Below are 23,000 nucleotides of genomic sequence, written 5' to 3'. Positions count from 1 at the left end.
GCCCGCTGCACGCGCGAGGTCGGAAACGGCGCGCCATTCGGGCCGCCGGGCCGTCGACATGGGTCAAATCGCAGACAAAAGGTTGTTGTCTGCCCCACAAATTCGTGTAAATTTTCAATAGTCACACTCGCATCATCATCACCTCAGGCATCATCAGCCCCGGACTTTTGAGGACATCCATATGACTTCCGACAATACAAACCGTCCGCGCCCAAAAACCACCATGCATCTTGCCGCCGCGGCAACTGCCGCCATTCCCGTGGTAATGCTGTCGTCGATGGCTCTGGCCCAACCAGCTGCAGCAGCCACACCGGCCGCACCGGTGAAGGCCTCCCCCACCGTGGCCGGCGCCGGCGCCGGCGCCGTCCCTGCCGCCTCCACGGCAACGATCCCCGCAGCCCAGGTGGCCGGCACCATCCCGACGGGCGTCGCCCCGGTCCAGGCCTCCGTGCCCGCCAGCTACACCGTTGAGGCCGGCGACACCGTCAGCGCCATCGCAGCCCGCTTCGGCCTGGACACCCGCACCGTGCTGGCCCTCAACGGCCTCGGCGAGTCCACGTTGATCCACCCCGGCCAGACCCTGTCCCTCGCCGGCACACCGGACGCGGCCGCACCGGCCGCCGCTGCTCCGTCGGCGCCGGCTGCCGGCTACGTCGTGCGCACGGGCGACACCATCAGCGCCATCGCCGCCGCGCACGGCCTCAACGTCAAGGACGTCCTGGCAGCCAACGGCCTGAGCGCGAGCTCCGTCATCCACCCCGGCCAGGAGATCGCCCTCGGCGGCGAGGTGGCCCCCGCATCGAGTGCCATCACTCCCATCACCCCGGAGGCAACGGCCCCGGTAGAGGGTCTGGTCCCCAGCACCTTCCTGCACTACACGTACCCGCAGGCCGTCGTGGCCGAGGCCAATGTCAACAAGGCAGCCCTGCTGGCCGCCCCGGTCCCCTCGCGTTCACAGATGCAGCAGCTCGTGGCTTCCACGGCAGCGCAGATGGGTGTCGACCCGGCACTGGCCCAGGCCTTCGCCCAACAGGAGTCCGGCTTCAACCACGCCTCCGTCTCCCCCGCCAACGCCATCGGCACCATGCAGGTCATCCCGCAGGCCGGCGAATGGGCCTCGGATCTGGTGGGCCGCCAGCTGAACCTGCTGGACCCCAATGACAACGTCACCGCCGGTGTCGCCATCATCCGCCAGCTGGTCCGCAATGCCCCGTCCATGGACGAGGCCATCGCCGGCTACTACCAGGGCGCCTACTCGGTGTCGGTGCACGGAATGTACCCCGACACCGAGGGCTACGTCGCCTCCGTGAAGGCCACGGCGGACACCTTCCGCTAGCCACAATGAGCGATGCAAGGGACCGGATGAGTGTTGGATCCGGTCCCTTTTCGTTTCACCGCCTAATATCGAAGGGTGCATGAACACCCCTCCGATCCCCTCGTGGGCTCAACAGTAGACACCCGCTACCTTGTCCTGTCCAAGGTGGCGCGCGGTGGCATGTCCACCGTCTACCTCGCCAAGGATCTGCGGCTGAACCGGAATGTGGCCCTCAAGGTGCTCCATCCGCACCTGGCCCTGGACGAGAATTTCGTGGCCCGGCTCCAGCGCGAGGCCCAGGCCGCAGCCCAGCTGTCGCACCCGCATGTGGTGAGCATGTTCGACCAGGCGTACAACGGCCAGCTGGCCTATCTGGTGATGGAGTTCGTTCCCGGACACACCCTGCGGGACGAGCTTGAGGCCCGCGGAGCCTTCACGCCCCGCGAGGCCCTGCGCTACCTGGACGCAATCGTGGAGGGCCTCGGCGCCGCCCACGCCGCCGGGCTGGTGCACCGCGACGTCAAGCCGGAGAACGTGCTGCTCTCCAACGACGGCCGGATCAAGATCGGCGACTTCGGCCTGGCCCGCGCCGTCACGACGACGACGAGCACTGCCACATTGATCGGCACCGTCGCCTACCTGTCCCCCGAATTGATGAACGGCCAGTATGCCGACGCCCGCTCGGACATCTACTCCGTGGGCATCATGCTGTACGAGATGTTGACGGGGCAGCAGCCCTTCCGCGGCGAAATGCCCATCCAGGTGGCCATGCAGCATGTCACGGGCACCATGCCGGTCCCCTCCGATGCGCTGCCGGGCCTCTCGCCCGATCTGGACGAGCTGGTGCGCTGCTGCACGGAAAAGCTCCCGGAGGACCGCCCGGCCGATGGCCACGCCCTGCTGGAGGATCTGCGCCACATGCGCGCCACGCTGGACGACGCCGCACTGGACTTTGTGCCGGCCGGCGCCAAGAACCGCGGCGACGGCGGCGTGGCCACCCTTCCCGGCCAGCGCACCGAGGCGCTGGGGCAGCGGACCGAGGCCCTGGGGACGCGCACGGAGGCCCTGGGTCGGATCAACGAGGCGCTGTCCTCCCCCACCGAATTTGTGGACCGCAGGGCGAACCACACCACCGTGATGCCGGCTGCCTCCCAGCTGTACATCCCTGAAGACTCCGAAACGGAGCCCGAGGTGGCGCACCACGGCAGCAAGCGCGAGGCACGCCGCCTGACAAAGGCCCAGGACAAGGCCCGGGCCAAGGCCGCAGCCGTGCCCACCAAAACGCTGGGCAAGGGCCATCCCCGCCGCCGCGGCGCCATCTGGCTGGCCATTGTGCTGGCGCTGGCCATTCTGGGCGCCAGTGCCGGCTGGTTCTTCGGCATGGGCCCCGGCGCCCTCGCGGCCGTGCCCGACGTGGGCAACAAAACCGTCGCCGAGGCACAGGCGGCACTGAGTGCACAGGGCTTCAGCGCCAGCATCAAGGACGTCTTCGATGAGGAGACGGCGCAGGGCCTGGTGGTGACGACCGAGCCGGGGCCAGCGACGGAGCAGCGTAGGTTTCAACCCGTAACGCTGCTGGTCTCCAAGGGCCCGGTCCTCTACCCCGTACCGACCATCACGGGCCAAAAGCTCGACGCCGCCACGGCCGCCCTTGCCGCGGGAAACATGGCGCTGGGCACCGTCACCGAGCAATTCGACGAGGCCATCGCGGCAGGCATCGTACTGGTGCAGAGCCCCGCCCCAGCGGCCCAAACGCGCAGCGGCACCCCCGTCAACGTCATCGTGTCCAAGGGCCCGACGCCGATCGCCGTTCCCACAGTGGTGGGCCAGACGAAGGACGCCGCGGCCAAGGCCCTCGCCGACGCGGGGCTGGCGGCAGCGTACGCCCCGGATGTCTTCGACAAGACCGTTCCGGCCGGCGTCGTGCTGGCCCAGGACCCGGCCACCGGAACCCTCACCAAGGGCGGCAAGGTCACCCTCACCGTCTCCAAGGGCCCCCGCATGGTCGCCGTCCCCAGCTTCATCGGCAAGCAGGTGGGTGCCGCCGAAGCCGAGCTGAAGGCCCTCGGCTTCGTCGTCGAAAAGAAGGAAATCCTCGGCGGCTTCTTCGGCACCGTCCGAGACCAAAGCCCCGTCAACAAAGAAGTCCCCGAAGGCAGCACCATCACCCTCACCGTCGTCTAGGTCCAGATTCCAGACAAGTGAAGGCCCCTCAGCCGAGAATCGGCGAGGGGCCTTCACTTGTCTAGGCCACGCTGCAGCGGCGCAGAGGGTGCCGGGAGCACGGCTCCTGCCTACCCAAGCCTCGCAAGCTCGGCTCGGGGCCCTCGGCAGTACCCTTTCGGGCGTCTGCGAGGGGCCCACGGCTGCGAGGGACCCGGTGCGAGCTTGCGAGCACTGGGAGCAGCCGGGGACGGGCGGGCACCTCTGTGCCGCGAAAGCGGGGCGTAGAGGACTAGCGCTTGGCGAGCGAGCCCGCCACGAGGAACGCCATCTCCAGCGACTGCATGTGGTTCAGGCGCGGATCGCAGACCGACTCGTAGCGGGTCAGGAACGCTTCCTGGTCCACCGGGTCAGCACCGCCCAGGCACTCGGCAACGTCGTCGCCCGTCATCTCCACGTGCAGACCACCCGGGAAGGTCCCCAGGCCCTGGTGCACCTCGAAGAAGCCGCGGACCTCGTCGATCACGTCGTCGAAGTTGCGGGTCTTGTAGCCGTTCGGGGACGTCACGGTGTTGCCGTGCATCGGGTCAGTCACCCACAGAACCTGGGCGCCGGAGGCTGTGACCTTCTCCACCAGCGGCGGCAGCTTCTCGCGGATGTTCTTCGCGCCCATGCGGGTGATGAACGTCAGGCGGCCGGGCTCGCGCTCCGGGTCCAGCTTGTCGATCAGGCGCAGGGCGTCGTCTCCGCTGGTGCCCGGGCCAAGCTTCACACCGATCGGGTTGCGGACGCGGGAGAGGTAGTCCACGTGGGCGCCGTCCAGCTCGCGGGTGCGCTCACCGATCCACAGGAAGTGGCCGGAGGTGTCGTAGGGCAGGCCGGTGCGGGAGTCGATGCGGGTCAGCGCCCGCTCGTAGTCCAGCAGCAGCGCCTCGTGGCTGGCGAAGAACTCCACGCGCTTGAGCGCCTCAAAGTCCGCACCGCAGGATTCCATGAACTTGATGGCCCGGTCGATGTCCTTGGCGAGGGACTCGTAGCGGGCGTGTGCCGGGTTGGACGTGAAGCCCTTGTTCCACAGGTGCACGGCGCGCAGATCGGCAAATCCACCGGTGGTGAACGCGCGGATCAGGTTCAGCGTCGAGGCGGAGGTGTGGTAGGCCTTCAGCATGCGCGAGGCATCGTGGGCGCGGGATTCCGGGGTGAACTCGTAGCCGTTGACGATGTCGCCGCGGAAGGCGGGCAGGGTCACGCCGTCGCGCGTCTCATCGTTGGAGGAGCGCGGCTTGGCGAACTGGCCGGCCATGCGGCCCATCTTGATGACGGGCATGGAGGCACCGTACGTCAGCACCACTGCCATCTGCAGGATGGTCTTCACACGCGCAGAGATCCTGTCCGCGGTGGCACCCTCAAAGGTCTCGGCGCAGTCGCCGCCCTGCAGCAGGAAGGCCTTGCCCTGTGCGGCCTGGGCAAGCCGGCTGCGCAGAATGTCGACCTCGCCGGCAAAGACCAGCGGAGGCAGAATGGAGAGCTCCTTGACGGAGGCCTCGTACACCTTGGGGTCCGACCAGGTGGGCTGCTGCGCGATGGGCAGCTGGCGCCAGTCGTCGAGACCGGGGTAGTTGGCGGCTCCGGGGTTGGAGGGGAAGGCTCCACTGGCAGGAATTTGCTGGGCGGAAGTTGATAGATCAGTCACCCCTCCAGCCTAGTTCCTGCTGGCCAATGCGGTGACGGCCGGGCCGTAATGGATTCCCCGGCCGCCGTCACATTAGCTTTGGACGCCGTCACCCTCTACGGCGTCGTCCTTCACCCGCTGGGCCAGCTGGTCGCCCTCGAGCAGGATCGCCTCCGGGGCGGCGGCCGCAGCCGCCGGATCGGCGTCTCCACCGGTCTGAGCGGGTGACTGGCCGGCAGCCTGCTGGGCAGCGGCGCCGCCGGCATGGCCATCGGCAACGGCAGCAGCCGTCTTGGGGTGGCCAATGACCGTCACGGTGCCGGGCTTGACGGCGGTGGGGCCCGGATCGATGCGGACGCCGGCGGTGGACTCGGCCGCCGGGGCGGCCTTCTTCGCGGCCAGCTTTTCCTTGACGGTGCTGGCGTAGGCGTCCACGTATTCCTGGCCCGAGAGCCGCATGAGTTCATACATGATCTCATCCGTCACGGAGCGCTGGACAAACCTGTCATCCTCCAAGCCCTTGTACCGGCTGAAGTCCATCGGTTCGCCAAAGATGATGCCCAGGCGGCGGATGTTGGGGATGCGGCGGCCGATCGGCTGGACCTTGTCGGTGCCGATCATGGCCACCGGGATCACCGGCACATTGGCCTTGAGCACCAGCTTGGCCACACCCACCTTGCCCCGGTAGAGGCGTCCGTCGGGGCTGCGCGTGCCCTCGGGGTAGATCCCCAGCAGCCCGCCGTTGCGCAGCACATCCAGACCGGAATCCAGCGAATTGGCCGAGGCCGCTCCCCCGGAACGGTCCATCGGCAGCTGGTTGGTCAGCCGGAAGAACATCGCCACCGCGCGGCCCTTGAGCCCCTTGCCGGTGAAGTATTCGCTCTTGGCCAAAAAGACCACCGGGCGGGGCACCATCAGGGGCATGAATATGGAATCGGAGAAGGACAAGTGGTTGCTCGCCAGCACGGCCGGGCCGTCCACCGGAACATTGTCCAGACCCTTGATCCAGGGCCGGAAGAGCAGTTTGAGAATCGGACCCAGGAAGATCTTCTTCATCACCCAATAGAACACGTGGAGTTTCCCTTCTGCGACCCGGACCCGCGCACGCAGGCCCTGATCCACACCGGCGGATCGGTTCCAGATTACTCTAGTGAGAAACGGGTCCATGAGCGGCACGATGGGCCGCTCGATCCAATGAACCTCAACGGAGGACCAATGACTTCAGCGCAGCCGTTTACCAGTGCAGGACATGGGGATCTTGCCAGGGTGGGTGTGGCCATTTCGCACGGCTTCACCTCCTCCCCGCAGAGCATGCGCGGATGGGCGGAGTATCTGGCCGCGGAGGGCTTTGCCGTCAACCTTCCCCTGTTGGCCGGGCATGGCACCCACTGGCAGGAGATGGCCCGCACGCCGTGGCAGCGCTGGTACTCCGACTTTGAGGCCGCCTACCTGGAGCTCGCGGACCGCTGCGACGTTGTCTTCACGGCGGGGCTCTCCATGGGCGGGGCGCTGGCCCTGCGCGTGGCCGAGCACCACCCGGTGGCCGGCGTCGCCGTCGTCAATCCCGGGCTGACGTTCTCGGACAAGCGCGCCAAGATCTCCGGCCTGCTCAAGTACGTGGTCAAGAGCGTCCCGGCCATTGGCGATGACATCAAGGCCCCGGGGGTGACGGAGGGCGCCTACGACCGCACACCCGTCGCCTCCGTCCACCAGCTCTCCAAGCTCTTTGCGGACACGGTGGAGGGCCTGCCCAAGGTCACGGCCCCCACGGTGGTGTTCCGCTCCACGGTGGACCGCGTGGTCCCGGATTCCAGCGTGGACGCCATCAAGTCGCGCATCGGCACGAAGGATTTGACGGTCGTGCCACTGCCCAACAGCTACCACGTGGCCACCATGGACAATGACGCGCCGAAGATCTTCGCCGAGTCAGCCGCATTCTTCAGGAAGCACGCCGGTGGTCAATCAGCCTGAACCAAACCAGTCCGATCCCTCCGCGGAGGGCAACGACGACGCCGTCTGGCGCGATCTTGTGGCCCGCCTCGAGGCCACCGACAGCGGGCTGGGGCCGGCCGAGGACGATGTGCTGCCCAGCCCCGCCCAGCCCGGCACGGCCGCTCTGGACGGCCATGACGCCGACGACGTGCCGGAGGCCTCCGCGCCGATGGTCCATGTGGAGGGCCAGCTGCCGCTCTTTGGCCCGCGCGACTACGAAGCGCAGGAGGACGACGGCGAATTCGTCCCGCCCGAACCGCCGCCCCTGGGCAGCGGCGAGCCGGCCGTGGTGCTGGCCTGGATCGGCGCCGCCGGCGGACCCATCGCCCTGCTGCTGACGGCCCTGCTGTGGCGCAGCGCCCCGCTGGTCGTGGTGGTGGGCATCATCGTGGCCTTTGTGGCCTGCGCGGGCTACCTGGTGTACCGGCTGCCCAGCCACCGCGAGGACGACGGCGATGACGGGGCCGTGGTCTAGCCCGGAACCGCCGGCTAGCGGCGCAGCCTGGAGAGGTCCGCGGCGCCGACCAGTCCGGCGTCGGGCCCCAGCAGCGCACCGCTGATGGCGGCCAGCGGCCGAAAGCCGCGGCCGGTCAGATTGCGGGCGTAGGCCTCGCGGGCCGGTCCGAGCAGCAGCTCGCCGGCGGCACCCAGTCCTCCACCGACCACAAACATGCCGGGATCCAGGGCGGCGGCAAGGTTGGCCATGCCCAGCCCCAGCCAGTGGCCCACATCGTGCACCAGATCGGCGCTGGCCGGATCCCCGGCCAGCGCCAGCTCCGTCACCAGTGCCCCGGTGATCGCGCCCGGATCGCCTCCCACAGCGGCCAGAAGCGCCTGCGCCACGGGCGAACCGGCACGGGCCAGTCCGCGCGCCTCGCGGCCCAGGGCGTTGCCCGAGGCGTACTGCTCCCAGCAGCCGCGGTTGCCGCACTCGCAGCGGTGCCCGCCCGGCACCACCACCTGGTGGCCGAATTCCCCAGCCAGGCCGAAGCTCCCGCGCTCCAGCACGCCGTCGTTCACCATGGAGCCGCCGATGCCCGTGCCCAATGTGAGGCAGACGAGGCGCTCCTGGCCCCGGCCGGCGCCGAAGCGCCACTCGGCCCAGCCGGCGGCGTCGGCGTCATTGGCCAGCACCACACGGCGGCGGAGCACGCGCTGGAGGTTGTCGCGCAGCGGTTCATTGCGCCAGGCCAGATGCGGGGAAAAGATCACTGTGCTTGAGGCGCGGTCCATCCAGCCTGCGGCGCCAATGCCCACGCTGGCCACATGGAACTCCCCGGCCAGCTCGCGCACCAGGGCGGCGATGGTCTCCTCCACCGCGCGGGGGTCCCGGCCGGGGGTGGGGCGGCGCAGCTGGGCCAGCACCTTCCCCTGGGGATCGACGACGCCGGCGGCCACCTTGGTGCCGCCGATGTCGATGCCGATTGCCAGTGCCGCCCGGGCCGTCCGCGCATGCGACCCCCTCCCCGAGGGGCGGGCGATGGCGCGCAGCCGCGGGCGCAGCCGGGCCCCCTGGAGTGCGCGGGCGGAGGGATCGGTGCTGTGGCGGGGCATTGGGCCAGTCTAACGAGCCGCCACCCACCCCCTGGTGTGGCGTGGCTCACTTGGAGGATCGGCCCCTCTCCGCCTAATGTTACTGACGAGTAATATAGCGGTGACGCCACCGGGCCCGGGCTCCGCTATAGAGTTAGGGCCAAGTCCTTATCGCCCCAGGTATCGAAGGAGCTATCGTGCGAGAATTTTCCGTTCCGGCCGCCGTTTCCAGTCCCCGGACCATGAACACCACCGACCTGGTGCTGCGCCAGTCCCGGAACCCGGCGAACCCCGCCCTCTTCTCCCGCCGCAACGAGGACAACGTCTGGGTGGACATCTCGGCCAAGGAATTCCACCAGGATGTCGCCGCCCTGGCCAAGGGTCTCATCGCCTCCGGCGTTGGCGTGGGGGACCGCGTGGGCATCATGGCCCGCACACGCTACGAATGGTCCCTGGTGGACTTCGCTATCTGGTTTGCCGGCGCCGTCTCCGTGCCGATCTACGAGACCTCCTCCCCCAGCCAGGTGGCCTGGAACCTGGGTGACTCAGGCGCCGTCGCGGCCTTTGGCGAAACCGGCTCCCACGAAAACGTGATCCGCCAGGCCGCCCACACGGAGGGCCTCACAGCCCTCGCCCACGTTTGGCAGCTCGAGGGCTCCGGTCTGGACGTGCTGCGCGAGGCAGGGCTGGGCGTTCCGGATGAGGAGCTGGAGTCCCGCCGCAGCAGCGCCGGTCTGGACGACGTCGCCACCATCATCTACACCTCCGGCACCACCGGCCGCCCCAAGGGCTGCGAACTGACCCACAGCAACTTTGTGGAGCTCTCCGACAACGCCCTGGCGGTGCTGGGCGATGTGGTCCAGCAGGGTTCGCAGACCATCATGTTCCTGCCGCTGGCCCACGTCTTTGCCCGCTACATCTCCGTGCTGGCCGTTGCCGCCGGCGCCAAGGTGGGGCACACCCCGGACATCAAGCACCTGCTGGAGGACCTGCAGAGCTTCAAGCCGACGTTCATCCTGGCCGTGCCGCGCGTGTTCGAGAAGGTCTACAACTCCGCCGCGCTCAAGGCCGAAGGCGAGGGCAAGGGCAAGATCTTCGCCGCCGCCGCAAGCACCGCCATCGCCTACTCCAAGGCCAAGCAGAACGGCTCCGTGCCGCTGGTGCTGAAGGCCAAGCACTTCCTCTTCGACAAGCTGGTCTACGTCAAGCTGCGCAACGCCATGGGCGGGAACATCCGCCACGCCGTCTCCGGCGGCGGGCCGCTGGGCGAGCGCCTGGGCCACTTCTTCCAGGGCATCGGACTGCAGATCCTGGAGGGCTACGGCCTGACGGAGACCACGGCACCGATCTCGGTCAACAGGCCGGACAAGATCCGGATCGGCACCGTGGGCACACCGCTGCCGGGCAATGCCGTGCGGATTGCCGACGACGGTGAGATCCTTGCCAAGGGTGTCTGCGTGATGCGTGGCTACTTCGGCCGCCCCGATCTGACCGAGGACACCTTTGTCGACGGGTGGTTCCGCACCGGCGACATCGGCCAGCTCGACAGCGACGGCTTCCTGAAGATCACCGGCCGCAAGAAGGAAATCATCGTCACGGCCAGCGGCAAGAACGTCGTCCCGGCCCTGCTGGAGGACCAGATCCGCGCCGATGCCCTGGTCTCCCAGTGCCTGGTGCTGGGCGATGCCCGCCCATTCATCGCTGCCCTGATCACCCTGGACGAGGAGGCGCTGCCCAAGTGGGCCGAACACCACGGGCTGTCCGCCTCCATCACCGTCGCCGAGGCAGCTACGCATCCCACCATCACCACGGCGGTGCAGCGGGTCATCGACAAGGCAAACCAGTCTGTCTCCCAGGCCGAGGCCATCAAGTCCTTCCGCATTGTGCCGATCGACTTCACGGAGGGCTCGGGCCATCTGACCCCCTCGATGAAGATCAAGCGCGCCCAGGTCCTGAAGGACTTTGACACGGTGGTCGAGGAGATCTACTCGGCCCGCCGGCCCGTCTAGGACTGCCGCCGGTCGGAGCACCGGCGCAAAAAAGCCCGGTCCGTCCCCTGCACAGGGACGGACCGGGCTTTCGTGTTGATGCCTGCCGCGGTGTCGCGACGGATCAGTCCGCGGTGAGTTCGCCAACCACCAGGGCGGCCAGCTCGACGGCGGCCAACCGGGTGGCCGGGCGCAGCTGGTCGAGCACGATGCGCGAGCCCTCGGCCAGGTGCTTGTCGTAGGGGATGCGCAGCACGTGGTTCACGCGGGAGCGGAAGTGCTCCTCGATGGCATCGATGTCCACCTGGGTTTCACCGCCGGCCATGTTGATGACCACGATCGCCCGGGCCACCAGGTCGTGGCGGCCGTGGGCCTCCAGCCAGGACAGGGTCTCGGAGGCCAGGCGGGCCTCGTCCACGCTGCCGCCGGACACCAGCACCACTGTGTCAGCCTTTTCCAGCGTGCCCTTCATGACCGAGTGCACCATGCCGGTGCCAGAGTCGGTCAGCACGATGGAGTAGTAGCGGCCCAGAATGTCCGTCACGGCCCGGTAGTCCGAGTCATCAAAGGCCTGGGCGACGGCGGGGTCGGTGTCCGAGGCCAGCACATCCAGCCGCGAGCCATCGCGGGCGGTGTAGTTGGACAGCTGGGAGAAGGAACCCACGGAGAAGCGGTCCTTGACCAGGTGGCGGGCGGTGAAATCGGCCCGCCCCGGGGAACGGTCGCTCAGGGTGCCGCGGTCCGGGTTCGCGTCCATGGCGATCACCCGGTCTTCGCGCAGATCCGCCAGCACCATGCCCAGCAGTGTGGTGACGGTGGTCTTGCCCACGCCGCCCTTGCGGGAGAGGACCGGCACATAGCGGGTGCGCTCACCCAGCCGGGCAGCGATGCTGTGCTCGGTGGCGCGGCGAATGCGCACCTTGTCCGAATCACCGAGGTTGATGGTGCCGAAGGAGGCGGTGTAGAGCCACAGCCGCCAGCCACCCACGGGCGGGAGCGCGGACTTGGCCAGCAGGCGGTCGGCTGTCAAGGCGGCGGCCGGTTCGGGCCCTTCCGCCTGGCCGCGGCGTTCGCTGCGCCCGGCATCGGAGGTGGCAGCGGCCGGTGCAGTGTCCGCAGCGGCCTGGCGGGCGGACGCCTCGGACTCCACGGCAGCCGCGGCTGCTGCACCGGCCTCGCCGCCCATCGCGGTGGTGGCCGGGACGCTCGATCCCGACGGCTCCCACCCGGGCACTGAAGCAAAGACAGGTTCATCGGGCTGCGCGGGGCTGAAGACCTCGGCCACGGCGCCGATGGCACCGGTGGAGCCGGGATCGGCATTCGCGCCCAGGGTCGGCAGAACCACGGGATCGCCGTCGTCGGAGGCTGCGCCGTCGTCGGCCGTTTCAACCTCCACCACCACTGTGGCGGGGGCCTCGGGAGCCTCTGCGGGCTCATCAGGGGCGGAAGCGTTCTCTGACGCCAACTCGACGCCGTCGTCGCCGGCGGCCGGGGCCTTTTTCTCCACAGTCATATCTTCCGCTCACGTAATGGCAACCGCGGCCGGATTCCTCCGGCCGCGGTTGCTGGACAGCCCTAAGCGTAGCGCAGAGGGCATGCTGCGCAGCAGGGGTCAGGCCCCCACAACCACCAGCAGATCGCCGCCCTCCACCTGGGCCACGCCACTGACGGCCAGCCGCGAGATGGTGCCGGCCACTGGGGTGGTGATGGAGGCCTCCATCTTCATGGCCTCGATCGTGGCGATGGTGTCGCCGGCCTGCACCGCCGCACCGACGGCCACCTTGATGCTGACGGCGCCGGCAAACGGAGCCGCCACATGGCCCGTGTTCGACGCATCGGCCTTTTCCGCGGACTTCACGGAGCTGACAATGCTGGCATCGCGCACCACCACGGAGCGCGACTGGCCATTGAGCTTGCACATCACCGTGCGCATGCCCTTGTCATCGGCCTCGGAGATGGCCTCGATCGAGGCGATCAGGCGCACGCCCTTGCCCAGGGCAATGGTGTGCTCGGCACCGCGCTGGAGGCCGTAGAGGTAGTCGCGGGTGTCCAGGACGGAGACATCCCCGTACTGCTCCCGGACGCGCTCGAACTCCTTGGTCGGTGCCGCGAACAGCAGCCGGTTCAGCGTGGCGCGGCGCGTGGCGCTGTCCCCCGCCAGGGCGGCGCTCTCCTCGGGCGTGAGCTCGGCGTCGCGCACCTTGACGGCACGGCCCTGCAGGGCCTTGGTGCGGAAGGGCTCGGGCCAGCCTCCGGGCGGGTCGCCCAGTTCGCCGGAGAGGAAGCCGATCACCGAATCGGGGATGTCGTAGCTCTGCGGGTTGGCCTCGAAATCGGCCGGATCCGCCTTGAGCCCCACCAGGTGCAGGGCCAGATCGCCCACCACCTTGGAGGAGGGGGTGACCTTGACCAGGTGGCCCAGGATCCGGTCCGCCGCGGTGTACATGTCCTCGATCTCCTCGAAGCGCTCCCCCAGCCCCAGGGCAATGGCCTGCTGGCGCAGATTGGACAGCTGCCCGCCGGGGATCTCGTGCTGGTAGACGCGGCCCGTGGGACCGGCCAGACCGGATTCAAACGGCGCGTAGACGCGGCGCACGGCCTCCCAGTACGGCTCCAGCGAGCTCACGGCAGCCAGCGAGATGCCGGTGTCGCGCTCGGTGTGGGCCAGTGCGGCCACCAGGGCCGAGGCGGAGGGCTGGCTGGTGGTGCCGGCCAGGGCCGCGGAGGCGACGTCAACGGCGTCGACACCGGCATTGATGGCGGCCATCAGCGTGGCCAGCTGGCCGCCGGCCGTGTCATGGGTGTGCAGGTGCACGGGAAGGTCGAACTCTGCGCGCAGGGCCGTAACCAGCTTGGCGGCAGCGGCCGGGCGGAGCAGCCCGGCCATGTCCTTGATGGCCAGGATGTGCGCGCCGGCGTCGACGATCTTCCGGGCCAGGCCCAGGTAGTAGTCCAGCGTGTACAGCTTTTCCGCCGGGTCCAGCAGATCGCCGGTGTAGCACAGGGCCACCTCGGCCACGGCTGTGCCGGTGGCGCGTACGGCCTTGATCGCCGGCGCCATCTGGTTCACATCGTTCAGCGCGTCGAAGATGCGGAAGATGTCGATGCCGCTGGCGGCAGCCTCGGCGACGAACGCCTCGGTGACCTCCTCCGGGTACGGCGTGTAGCCCACGGTGTTGCGCCCACGCAGCAGCATCTGCAGGCAGACATTCGGCAGCGCCGCACGCAGTGTGGCGAGGCGCTCCCACGGGTCCTCGCCCAGGAAGCGGAGCGCGACATCGTACGTGGCGCCGCCCCAGGCCTCCACGGAGAGCAGCTGCGGGGTCAGCACGGACACGGCGGGGCCGGCCGCGGCCAGGTCCCGGGTGCGCACACGCGTGGCGAGCAGGGACTGGTGGGCATCGCGGAAGGTGGTGTCCGTGACGGCGACGGCTGTCTGCGCACGCAGTGCCGCGGCGAAGCCCTCCGGGCCCAGCTCGGCCAGGCGCTGGCGCGAGCCGGCCGGCGCGGTGGCCACATCAACGGTGGGCAGCTTGCTTGCCGGATCCGCGTGGACGGTAAGCTCGCCGTTCGGCTTGTTCACCGTGACCTCGGCCAGCCAAGTCAGCAGCTTGGTGCCGCGGTCCGCTGAGACGCGGGCCTTGAGCAGTTCCGGGCGCTCGTCGATGAAGGAGGTGGCGACGTCGCCGGCATTGAACGCAGGGTCCTCCAGGACTGCCTGCAGGAAGGAGATGTTGGTGGAGACGCCGCGGATGCGGAACTCGGCCAACGCGCGGCGGGCCCGGGCGACGGCGGTGGCGTAGTCGCGGCCGCGGCAGGTCAGCTTGACCAGCAGCGAATCGAAGTGCGGGCTGACTTCGGCTCCTGTATAGATGGTGCCGCCGTCCAGGCGGATGCCCGCGCCACCGGCGGAACGGTAGCTGGTGATGGTGCCGGCATCGGGGCGGAAACCGTTGGCCGGGTCCTCGGTGGTGATGCGGCACTGCAGGGCCGCACCCTTGATGGAGACGGTGTCCTGGCTCAGCCCCAGATCGGCCAGGGTCTCCCCGGCCGCAATGCGCAGCTGGGCCTGGACGAGGTCCACATCGGTGATCTCTTCCGTGACTGTGTGCTCCACCTGGATGCGCGGGTTCATCTCGATGAATACATGCTGACCGGCGCGCTCCCCCACGGTATCCACAAGGAATTCCACGGTGCCGGCGTTGACGTAGCCCAGCGCCTTGGCGAACTTCACGGCGTCTGCGTACAGGGCCTGGCGGATGTTTTCGTCCAGGTTCGGCGCGGGGGCGATCTCCACCACCTTCTGGTGGCGGCGCTGCAGCGAACAGTCGCGCTCGAAGAGGTGCATGACATTGCCCTCGGCGTCGGCCAGGATCTGCACCTCGATGTGGCGCGGGCGCAGCACGGCCTGCTCCAGGAACATCGTGGGATCGCCAAAGGCGGCGTCCGCCTCGCGCATCGCGGAGTTGAGGGCCTCCTCAAGGTCCTCGCGGCGGTCAACGCGGCGCATGCCGCGGCCACCGCCGCCGGCAACGGCCTTGGCGAAGATCGGGAAGCCGATCTCCTCCGCGGCGGCGAGCAGCGTGGCCAGGTCCGAGCTGGGCTCGGAGGACTTCAGCACCGGGATGCCGGCCTTGCGGGCCGCTTCCAGAGCGCGCACCTTGTGGCCGGCCAGTTCCAGCACCTCGGCGGGCGGGCCGACGAAGGTGATGCCTGCGGCCTTGGCGGCCTCGGCCAGGTGCGGGTTTTCGGACAGGAAGCCGTAGCCCGGGTAGATCGCGTCCGCCCCGGACTCCTTGGCCACCCGGATGATTTCCTCGACGTCGAGGTATGCCCGGACGGGATGCCCTTCCTCACCAATGAGGTAGGCCTCGTCCGCCTTCTGGCGGTGTATGGAGTTCCGGTCCTCATGGGGGAACACAGCAACGGTTTTGGCGCCTAGCTCGTAGCCGGCACGGAACGCACGGATGGCGATTTCACCGCGGTTTGCTACCAGAATTTTGGAAAACATGATTCTCCTCATGACTGCACGTGGGAGTCTGGTGATGCGTGGATAAAGTGGTGCAAGTCTTTAGGATCGGGACCCGCACCGGCAAACGGTGTGATGCGTCTCACCGCACCATCACGTAACAATTGTGCCAAAACAACTCCGGGGAGCCGGCGCACGCTGTGCCGGCTCCCCGGAGCTCATGTTAGAAGGTCTCGGCCAGTTCCTCGATCGAGGGGCACGAGCACACCAGGTGGCGGTCGCCATAGGCCTGGTCGATGCGGCGCACCGGCGGCCAGTACTTGGCACGCGGGTCCACACCGGCGGGGAAGACGGCTTCCTCACGGGTGTAGGGGTGCTCCCATTCGCCCACCAGCGACGCCGCGGTGTGCGGAGCGTTGGCCAGCGGATTGTCCGCCAACGGCCACAGACCGTCCTGGACGGCGGCGATCTCCTTGCGGATGGCGATCATCGCGGCGATGAACCTGTCCACTTCGCCCAGGTCCTCGGACTCGGTGGGTTCCACCATCAAGGTGCCGGCCACCGGGAAGGACATGGTCGGCGCGTGGAAGCCGTAGTCGATGAGGCGCTTGGCGACGTCATCCACCGACACGCCGGAGTCCGCACTGATGCCGCGCAGGTCCAGGATGCACTCGTGGGCCACCAGATCGTTGGCACCGGTGTATAGCACCGGATAGTGCTCGCCCAGGCGCCGGGCGATGTAGTTGGCCGAGAGGATGGCCGTCTGGGTGGCGCGGCGCAGCCCCGCCGGGCCCATCATGCGGATGTATGCCCAGGAGATCGGCAGGATCGAGGCGGAGCCGTAGGGTGCCGCCGAGACCAGGCCGACGCTGGCGTCGGTGTCCAGTTCGCGGGCCGGCAGGTGCGGAGCCAGGTGGGCGCCCACGGCCACCGGTCCGACGCCGGGGCCGCCGCCGCCGTGCGGGATGCAGAACGTCTTGTGCAGATTCAGGTGCGAGACGTCCGCGCCGAACTTGCCCGGCTGGGCCAAACCGACCAGGGCGTTCAGGTTGGCGCCGTCCACATAGACCTGGCCGCCGGCGTCGTGGATCATCGCGCAGATGGAGGTGATCTCAGTTTCGAACACGCCGTGCGTGGACGGGTAGGTGACCATGATGGCGGCCAGGTCATCCGCATGCAGGCTGACCTGGCGCTTGAGGTCGTCGATGTCCACATTGCCGAAGCCATCGGTGGCCACCGGGACCACCTTCAGGCCGGCCATCACGGCGGAGGCCGCGTTGGTGCCGTGGGCGGAGGTAGGGATGAGCACGATGTTGCGCTCCGGAGCGCCGTTCTCGCGGTGGTAGGCGCGGATCGCCAGCAGGCCGGCCAGTTCGCCCTGGGATCCGGCGTTGGGCTGGACGGAGACGGCGTCGTAGCCGGTGATCTCGGCCAGCCAGCCCTCCAGCTGCGTGGCCATCTCCACGATGCCCACCGTGTCCGAGGCCGGAGCGAAGGGGTGCAGATTGGCGAACTCGGGCCAGGTGACGGCGGCCATCTCGGCCGTCGCGTTCAGCTTCATGGTGCAGGAGCCCAGCGGGATCATGCCCCGGTCCAGCGCATAGTCGGCGTCCGAGAGGCGGCGCAGGTATCGCAGCATCTGGGTTTCGGAGTTGTGCGCGTGGAAGACGGGGTTCGTCATGTAGTCCGTGCTGCGCGCACGGACCACGGCGGCCTCTGCCGGGGCCGGCAGCCCGGCGGGTTCCGCCGCGCCCAGGACGCGGGCGACGACGGCCAGGTCCGCCTCGGAGGTGGTTTCATCCACGGCGATCTGGATGTGGTCGTGGTCCACCAGGCGCAGCAGGTAGCCGGCCCGGTGCGCAGCCGCCACCACCTCGGCGGCAGCGTGGCCGCTGATCGAAGCGATGCGGATCTTGACGGTGTCAAAGAAGTCCGCGTGGACCACCGTGTGGCCGGCGGCCGTTGCCGTGGCGGCGACGGCCGAGGCGGTGGCGTGCACGCGCGAGGCGATGGCGCGCAGGCCGGCGGGGCCGTGGTAGACGGCGTACATCCCAGCCATCACGGCCAGCAGCACCTGGGCGGTGCAGATGTTCGACGTCGCCTTTTCCCGGCGGATGTGCTGCTCACGGGTCTGCAGGGCCAAGCGGTAGGCGAGGTTGCCGTCGGCATCCTTCGACACGCCGACGAGGCGGCCGGGCAGGGCGCGTTCCAGGCCCTGGCGCACGGCCATGTAGCCGGCGTGCGGGCCGCCGTAGCCCATCGGGACGCCGAAGCGCTGGGAGCTGCCCACAGCCAGGTCCGCGCCGAGGGTGCCCGGCGCCTCCAGCAGGGTCAGGGCCAGCAGGTCCGCCGCCACGCCGACCAGGGCCTTGCGCTCGTGCGCTGCGGCAATGATCGGGGCGATGTCGCGCACCTTGCCGGAGTCCCCGGGGTATTGCAGCAGGATGGCGTAGTAGTCAACATCCGGCAGACCGGCGTCGAAATCGTGCACGTGGACGGGGATCCCCATGGCCTCGGCACGGGTGGTGATGACGGCCAGGGTCTGCGGGAAGACATCGGCGTCCACCACAAAGGCAGCGTCCTGCGCCGCGGCACGGTTGGAACGGCGCATCAGTGTCATCGCCTCGGCCGCTGCCGTGCCCTCGTCCAGCATCGAGGCATTGGCAGTGACCATGCCTGTCAGATCCGACACGACTGTCTGGAAATTCAGCAGCGCCTCCAGACGCCCCTGGGAGATTTCGGGCTGGTACGGCGTGTAGGCCGTGTACCAGGCCGGGCTTTCCAACACGTTGCGCTGGATGACCCCCGGGGTGAACGTGCCGTAGTAGCCTTGCCCGATCAGGGACTTGTTGACGGTGTTCTTGCCGGCGAGGGCCTTAAGCTCGGCCAGCATGTCCTCTTCGGAAACGGCCGCTGGCAGGTTCAGCGCGGCGTCCGAAAGGATGCTCGAGGGCAGCGCCGCGGTCGAAAGCTCCTCCAAAGAACCGAATCCCAAGGTGCTCAACATATGATGAAGGTGGGGTTGGGTCGATACCCCAATGTGCCGGTCGCTGAATGGGGCCGACACGAAGCTGCTGTGCAGCTGGTTGTTGGCCGGAATTTCTGGGGTGTTTGTCAATGGGGTCTCCAATTCGCGGACGTTCCACAGTCATTCTAAATGGCATCGGCAGTGGCCGCCGACACACCGGTTCAGCAGCAGATCAACGAGTACGCAACGATAGGTTTTGGTTCAGCCCGTGCAAGTAGTGAGCATCAGCAGTCTCAAAGGGGGCGTCGGCAAGACGTCCGTCACGCTCGGACTCGCCTCGGCGGCATTGGCCGCGGGCATCCCCACGCTCGTCATCGATCTGGACCCCCATGCTGATGCGACCACAGGCCTGGGCGTGCGCGCCTCGGGCCAGCAGGACATCGGCCGGATGATCAAGAACGCCCGCCGGGCCGATCTGGCGGCCAACGTCATCCCCAGCGGCTGGGTCGCCGGGCACGACGGCGGCCACGTCCCCGGCCGGCCCGAGCCCCTGCTGGATGTGGCCATCGGCTCCGCCTTCGCGGGCATCTACGACCGCCCCGATCTGGGCAAGCGCGATCTGCGCCGCCTCTCCACCGTGCTGGCCAACGCCTCCAAGGACGGCGGCAGTCCCTACAAGCTGGTGCTGATCGACTGCCCGCCCTCGCTCAACGGCCTCACCCGGATGGCCTGGACCGCCAGCAACCGCGTGCTGCTTGTCGCCGAGCCCGGATTGTTCTCCGTGGCCGGCACCCAGCGCACCCTGCGCGCCATTGAATTGTTCCGCAGCGAATTTGCCCCGAGCCTGGTCCCTGCCGGCATCGTCGCCAACCGCGTGCGCACCGGCTCCAACGAGCACACCTACCGGCTGGCGGAAATGAAGGGCATGTTCGGCGACCTGCTGCTCTCCCCCACCATTCCCGAGCAGGCCAACTGGCAGCAGATCCAAGGCGCCGCGCACCCGATCCACCAGTGGCCCGGCGAGTCCGCCAAGAACGCCTCCGGTCTCTTTGACCAGCTGCTCACCCGCATCACCACCCAGAGCTCCACCCGCAGCCGCATCCGCTCCTAGAGAGCGCCGAGTATACGCAAAACGCCCGTGTTCGCGATGAACACGGGCGTTTTGCGTACACTCGGCGGTGGGTGCGGCTAGGAAATCTTCTTGACCGCCCGGCGCTTGCTCAATTCGTCGTCGGGAAAGGACTGATCCAGCGCATGCTCACTGGGCAGCGCCGCAAGGCTCCCTTCGACCTCGCGCCAGACGCGGCCGACGGCGATGCCGAAGACCCCCTGGCCGCCCTGGACCAGGTCGATGACCTCGTCGGCGGACGTGCATTCATAGACGGACGCGCCGTCGCTCATGAGGGTGATCTGGGCCAGGTCCTCCACACCGCGCTCGCGCAGATGTTCGACGGCGCTGCGGATCTGCTGCAGCGACACGCCGGTGTCCAGCAGCCGCTTCACCACCTTCAGCACCAAAATGTCCCGGAAGCCGTACAGGCGCTGCGAGCCGGAGCCTGCGGCGCCGCGCACGGCGGGTTCCACCAGGCCGGTGCGGGCCCAGTAGTCCAATTGCCTGTAGGTGATGCCCGCAGCCTTGCAGGCGGTGGGGCCGCGGTAGCCGGCGTCCTCGTCCAGAACCGGCAAATCCTCGGTGAAAAGCAATCCCTGGGCGCCTGCGGATGCGGCAGGCCCGGGGACGGCGGCGTGCTTCAGCTCGCCAACGTCGCCTTTCGGACTCACGTGTTCCCTCCTTGTCGAAGTTCCCGTGGGGGGATCGCTCAGGCGGATACTTGCGGCACCACTAAAAGCCATGCGTGTAACTTGACTTCCAGTGTGGACGCAGAAGCCACCTAGCGCAATGGGAACTCTGTACCTTCGACGTTAGAACGGCCGCAGGCCAAGGTCAAAGACGTCGGGCAAAAACTTGGGCCGTGTCGAAACTTTCAGGTGCCACCTGAAGGTTGGGACCGAATTAAGTCCATTCGATGGCCGGATTCCCGGCACTTTCACCGCTACTTGTCGAAATCCTCGGGCTCAACATCGTTGAGGAATTCGCGGAAGCGGCGCAGCTCACGCTCCTCCGCCTCGGGGGTGTCGATGGCCTCCGGCTCGTCCTCATCGTGGTCGTTGACCTGGACGCCGGCCTCCTCCATCACCTCGACGGCGCAAAAGATGCCGCAGTCAACCCGCTGGGCAATGGCGAGGGCATCGGAGGCGCGCGAGCCCACCACGGTGCCGTCGTCGAACACCACCTGGGCGTAGAAGACGCCGTCCTCCACCGCCGTGATGTTCACCCTGACCACCGCGCGGCCCAGGGCGGCGACGATGTTGCACAACAGATCATGAGTGAGCGGCCGCGGCGGGACAACCCCCTGCTGGGCCAGCGCGATGGCCGTGGCCTCGGCCGTGCCGATCCAGATGGGCAGGTGGCGGACCCCGGCAACCTCCTTCAGGAGCACCAGCGGCTGGTTGGAGGGCATTTCGACGCGGACGCCGACAATCTCCAGCTCAATCATGCCCGCCTCCTTCCACGGCGAAGGTTCCCATCAACGTTCCATTTTCGAGATGCGGCCCTGCACCAGGGCGCTGTGCAGCCCCAGGCACAGCTCGGCAATCTCACGGGCGGCCTCGGCGGCACGGGCCTGGGAGGCGCCGTCGCGGCGGGAGGACAGCGGAGAGACGGCGCGTTCCACCAGGCCAAACTCGCGTTCGGCGGCGGATTGGAAGGGGCGCAGGTGGCGCGGTTCCAGACCGTGGGCGTTCAATGCCGTGCAGGCCTTGGCCACCCGCAGGGCATGGTCGTCGAAGAAGCCGTCGTGGGCCTCCACCAGGGAATAGCTCACCATCGCTTCAAGGAGTTCCGCGCTGGCGCCCGACTCGGCGCGCAGCTGCTCCCCCGTCAACCGCCGCGTGCGCCCCTTCAGCTCGGAGGCCAGGGCGTCCGAGACCATGCGCGGGGCAATGGACACTCCGGGCGGCAGATTCGCCGGCGTCTCGCCCCTGTCGATGGCGTCAAGGTAGTCCCGGATGACCTTCAACGGCAGGTAGTGGTCACGCTGCAGCGCCAGGACAAACCTGAGGCGCTCGACATCGGCGTCGCTGAACTGGCGGTACCCCGCGGGCGTGCGCTGCGGGGTGATCAGGCCCTTTTCCTCGTAGAAGCGGATCTTCGAGGCCGTGACGGAGGGAAAATCGGCGGTGAGCTGTGCCAGCACCTCGCCGATGTTGAACACCACCGGAACCCCATGGCGGCCTGCACCGGCACGCGAATCCACCCACTGGCTGCGGGCGCTGCTGTTCATGCTCGCCATCGCGGCCCTTAGGAGTTCGGGGCGGCAGCGGCGGCGGGGCTGTAGTAGTACGTGAGCCGGAACTTTCCGATCTGTACCTCGTTGCCCGTGCGCAGACGTACGGCGTCAACCCGGTCGCCGTTGACATAGGTGCCGTTGAGGCTCCCGGCGTCAATGACTTCAAAACCGTTGTCGACGCGGCGGAACTCGGCGTGGCGGCGCGAGACCGTGACGTCGTCCAGGAAGACATCCGCCTCGGGGTGGCGGCCGGCGCTCGTGTTGTCGGCATCCAGCAGGAAGCGGGCTCCCCGGTTGGGGCCGCTGTGGGCGATGAGCAGCGCAGAACCCGCGGGCAGCGCCTCGACGGCGGACCGCTCGTCAGGTCCCAGCTTCGGCTCTGCCGAGGGCTCAATGCTGATCGGCGGCAGCTGGATGGAGGTGGTCTCTGAGGCGCTGGGCTGATCCTGGAATTCCGCCTGCCCATTCACTCCGGCGTCGTTCCCCTGCTCAACCATCGGTGCTCCTCCTTGGAATGTATGCCACCACATGGTGTGGCATAAGTAGTCTGATGCGGCCCCGTCAAGAGAAGTCCCGGCGGGGCCGTTTCGACTAGCCTACCTTTTCTTCGTACTCCGCGGCGCTGAGCAGGGATGCGAAGGATCCGGCGTCGGCCAGTTTGATCTCCACGAGCCATCCATCACCGTAGGGAGCGGAGTTGATCAGGGCCGGATCGTTGTCCAGAGCCTCGTTGCGGCGGACCACTTCGCCACTCAGCGGGGCGTAGATGTCGCTGACGCTCTTGGTCGATTCCACCTCGCCGACGACGTCGTTCGCGGCCACGGCGCTGCCGGCCTCGGGCATCTGGACGTAGACGACGTCACCCAGGGCATCCTGGGCGAAATCGGTGATGCCAACGCGAACCACGTTGTCGGCGTCCGGAGCGGTGACCCACTCGTGCTCGGCCGTGTAGGACAGATCTGCGGGAATGTTGCTCATCGCTCAAGCCTTTCGTGGGTCCACCCAGGGGCGGACTGCAGGGAATTACGTTAAAGAGTCGGCAGAACAGCA

Annotated in this window: 16 protein-coding genes and 1 pseudogene; 6 read left to right on the top strand and 11 right to left on the bottom strand. The window is 68.2% G+C overall.

What is annotated here, in order from left to right; genetic code table 11:
• Positions 1-181 precede the first annotated feature (181 nt).
• On the top strand, positions 182-1,336 hold the full coding sequence (locus K254_RS0103405) for a lytic transglycosylase (protein ID WP_026554194.1): 1,155 nt from the start codon (positions 182-184) through the stop codon (positions 1,334-1,336).
• Positions 1,337-1,438: 102 nt separating this feature from the next.
• The gene (gene pknB, locus K254_RS0103400) at positions 1,439-3,499 is read left to right on the top strand and encodes a Stk1 family PASTA domain-containing Ser/Thr kinase (protein WP_269208999.1); all 2,061 of its coding nucleotides are present in this window, start codon (positions 1,439-1,441) and stop codon (positions 3,497-3,499) included.
• A 271-nt stretch (positions 3,500-3,770) separates the two neighbouring features.
• Here pknB and K254_RS0103395 read toward each other — a convergent pair whose 3' ends face one another.
• Entirely contained in the window at positions 3,771-5,141 is a 1,371-nt protein-coding gene (locus K254_RS0103395) for a class II 3-deoxy-7-phosphoheptulonate synthase (protein ID WP_155848533.1), read from the bottom strand.
• 387 nt (positions 5,142-5,528) lie between these two features.
• A pseudogene (locus K254_RS21540) lies at positions 5,529-6,221 on the bottom strand (lysophospholipid acyltransferase family protein); the annotation flags it as partial.
• A gap of 144 nt (positions 6,222-6,365) precedes the next feature.
• Between K254_RS21540 and K254_RS0103385 the strand changes: the two are divergent.
• Complete coding sequence (locus K254_RS0103385) at positions 6,366-7,121, top strand: alpha/beta hydrolase (RefSeq protein WP_026554191.1); 756 nt, start codon at positions 6,366-6,368, stop codon at positions 7,119-7,121.
• Positions 7,105-7,617: a hypothetical protein gene (locus tag K254_RS0103380; protein ID WP_026554190.1), complete on the top strand. Its 513-nt coding sequence runs from the start codon at positions 7,105-7,107 to the stop codon at positions 7,615-7,617. Before K254_RS0103385 ends, K254_RS0103380 begins: the two co-directional genes overlap by 17 nt.
• 14 nt (positions 7,618-7,631) lie before the next feature.
• Here K254_RS0103380 and K254_RS21535 read toward each other — a convergent pair whose 3' ends face one another.
• A complete protein-coding gene (locus K254_RS21535; protein WP_081709865.1) occupies positions 7,632-8,696 on the bottom strand; it encodes an ROK family protein in 1,065 nt (354 codons plus the stop codon).
• Between the two features lie 176 nt (positions 8,697-8,872).
• On the opposite strand from K254_RS21535, the gene K254_RS0103370 reads away from it, so the two are divergent.
• The gene (locus tag K254_RS0103370) at positions 8,873-10,684 is read left to right on the top strand and encodes an AMP-dependent synthetase/ligase (protein WP_026554189.1); all 1,812 of its coding nucleotides are present in this window, start codon (positions 8,873-8,875) and stop codon (positions 10,682-10,684) included.
• Positions 10,685-10,787: 103 nt separating this feature from the next.
• On the opposite strand, the gene K254_RS21530 is transcribed toward K254_RS0103370, so the two are convergent.
• The 3 genes from K254_RS21530 to gcvP form a co-directional block, all read right to left on the bottom strand.
• Positions 10,788-12,176 (bottom strand): MinD/ParA family ATP-binding protein, encoded by a 1,389-nt coding sequence (locus K254_RS21530; RefSeq protein WP_051388754.1) that lies wholly within the window; start codon positions 12,174-12,176, stop codon positions 10,788-10,790.
• A gap of 99 nt (positions 12,177-12,275) precedes the next feature.
• Positions 12,276-15,674 (bottom strand): pyruvate carboxylase, encoded by a 3,399-nt coding sequence (locus K254_RS0103360; protein WP_026554188.1) that lies wholly within the window; start codon positions 15,672-15,674, stop codon positions 12,276-12,278.
• Positions 15,675-15,855: 181 nt separating this feature from the next.
• Positions 15,856-18,699 (bottom strand): aminomethyl-transferring glycine dehydrogenase, encoded by a 2,844-nt coding sequence (gene gcvP / locus K254_RS0103355; protein ID WP_196810923.1) that lies wholly within the window; start codon positions 18,697-18,699, stop codon positions 15,856-15,858.
• A gap of 169 nt (positions 18,700-18,868) precedes the next feature.
• Between gcvP and K254_RS0103350 the strand changes: the two genes are divergently transcribed.
• Positions 18,869-19,711: a ParA family protein gene (locus K254_RS0103350; protein WP_026554186.1), complete on the top strand. Its 843-nt coding sequence runs from the start codon at positions 18,869-18,871 to the stop codon at positions 19,709-19,711.
• A gap of 77 nt (positions 19,712-19,788) precedes the next feature.
• Here the strand turns inward: K254_RS0103350 and K254_RS0103340 are convergent, their stop codons facing one another.
• The 5 genes from K254_RS0103340 to gcvH all read right to left on the bottom strand — a co-directional run bounded on the left by K254_RS0103340 (position 19,789) and on the right by gcvH (position 22,928).
• Entirely contained in the window at positions 19,789-20,382 is a 594-nt protein-coding gene (locus K254_RS0103340; RefSeq protein WP_026554185.1) for a MerR family transcriptional regulator, read from the bottom strand.
• A gap of 272 nt (positions 20,383-20,654) precedes the next feature.
• Positions 20,655-21,158 carry a bifunctional nuclease family protein gene (locus tag K254_RS0103335; protein ID WP_026554184.1) on the bottom strand — a complete coding sequence of 168 codons (504 nt, stop codon included), beginning with the start codon at positions 21,156-21,158 and terminating at the stop codon, positions 20,655-20,657.
• A gap of 30 nt (positions 21,159-21,188) precedes the next feature.
• Positions 21,189-21,944: a transcriptional regulator FtsR gene (gene ftsR, locus K254_RS0103330; RefSeq protein WP_051388752.1), complete on the bottom strand. Its 756-nt coding sequence runs from the start codon at positions 21,942-21,944 to the stop codon at positions 21,189-21,191.
• Positions 21,945-21,961: 17 nt separating this feature from the next.
• The gene (locus tag K254_RS0103325; RefSeq protein WP_026554182.1) at positions 21,962-22,447 is read right to left on the bottom strand and encodes an FHA domain-containing protein; all 486 of its coding nucleotides are present in this window, start codon (positions 22,445-22,447) and stop codon (positions 21,962-21,964) included.
• A 94-nt stretch (positions 22,448-22,541) separates the two neighbouring features.
• Entirely contained in the window at positions 22,542-22,928 is a 387-nt protein-coding gene (gcvH, locus tag K254_RS0103320; RefSeq protein WP_026554181.1) for a glycine cleavage system protein GcvH, read from the bottom strand.
• Positions 22,929-23,000 lie beyond the last annotated feature (72 nt).

This window comes from Arthrobacter sp. 35W (genome assembly GCF_000482545.1).
In the GTDB taxonomy this organism is placed as follows: Bacteria; Actinomycetota; Actinomycetes; order Actinomycetales; family Micrococcaceae; genus Specibacter.
Note: the sequence above shows the minus strand (reverse complement) of the source record. Positions and strands in the feature narration are given on the sequence as shown.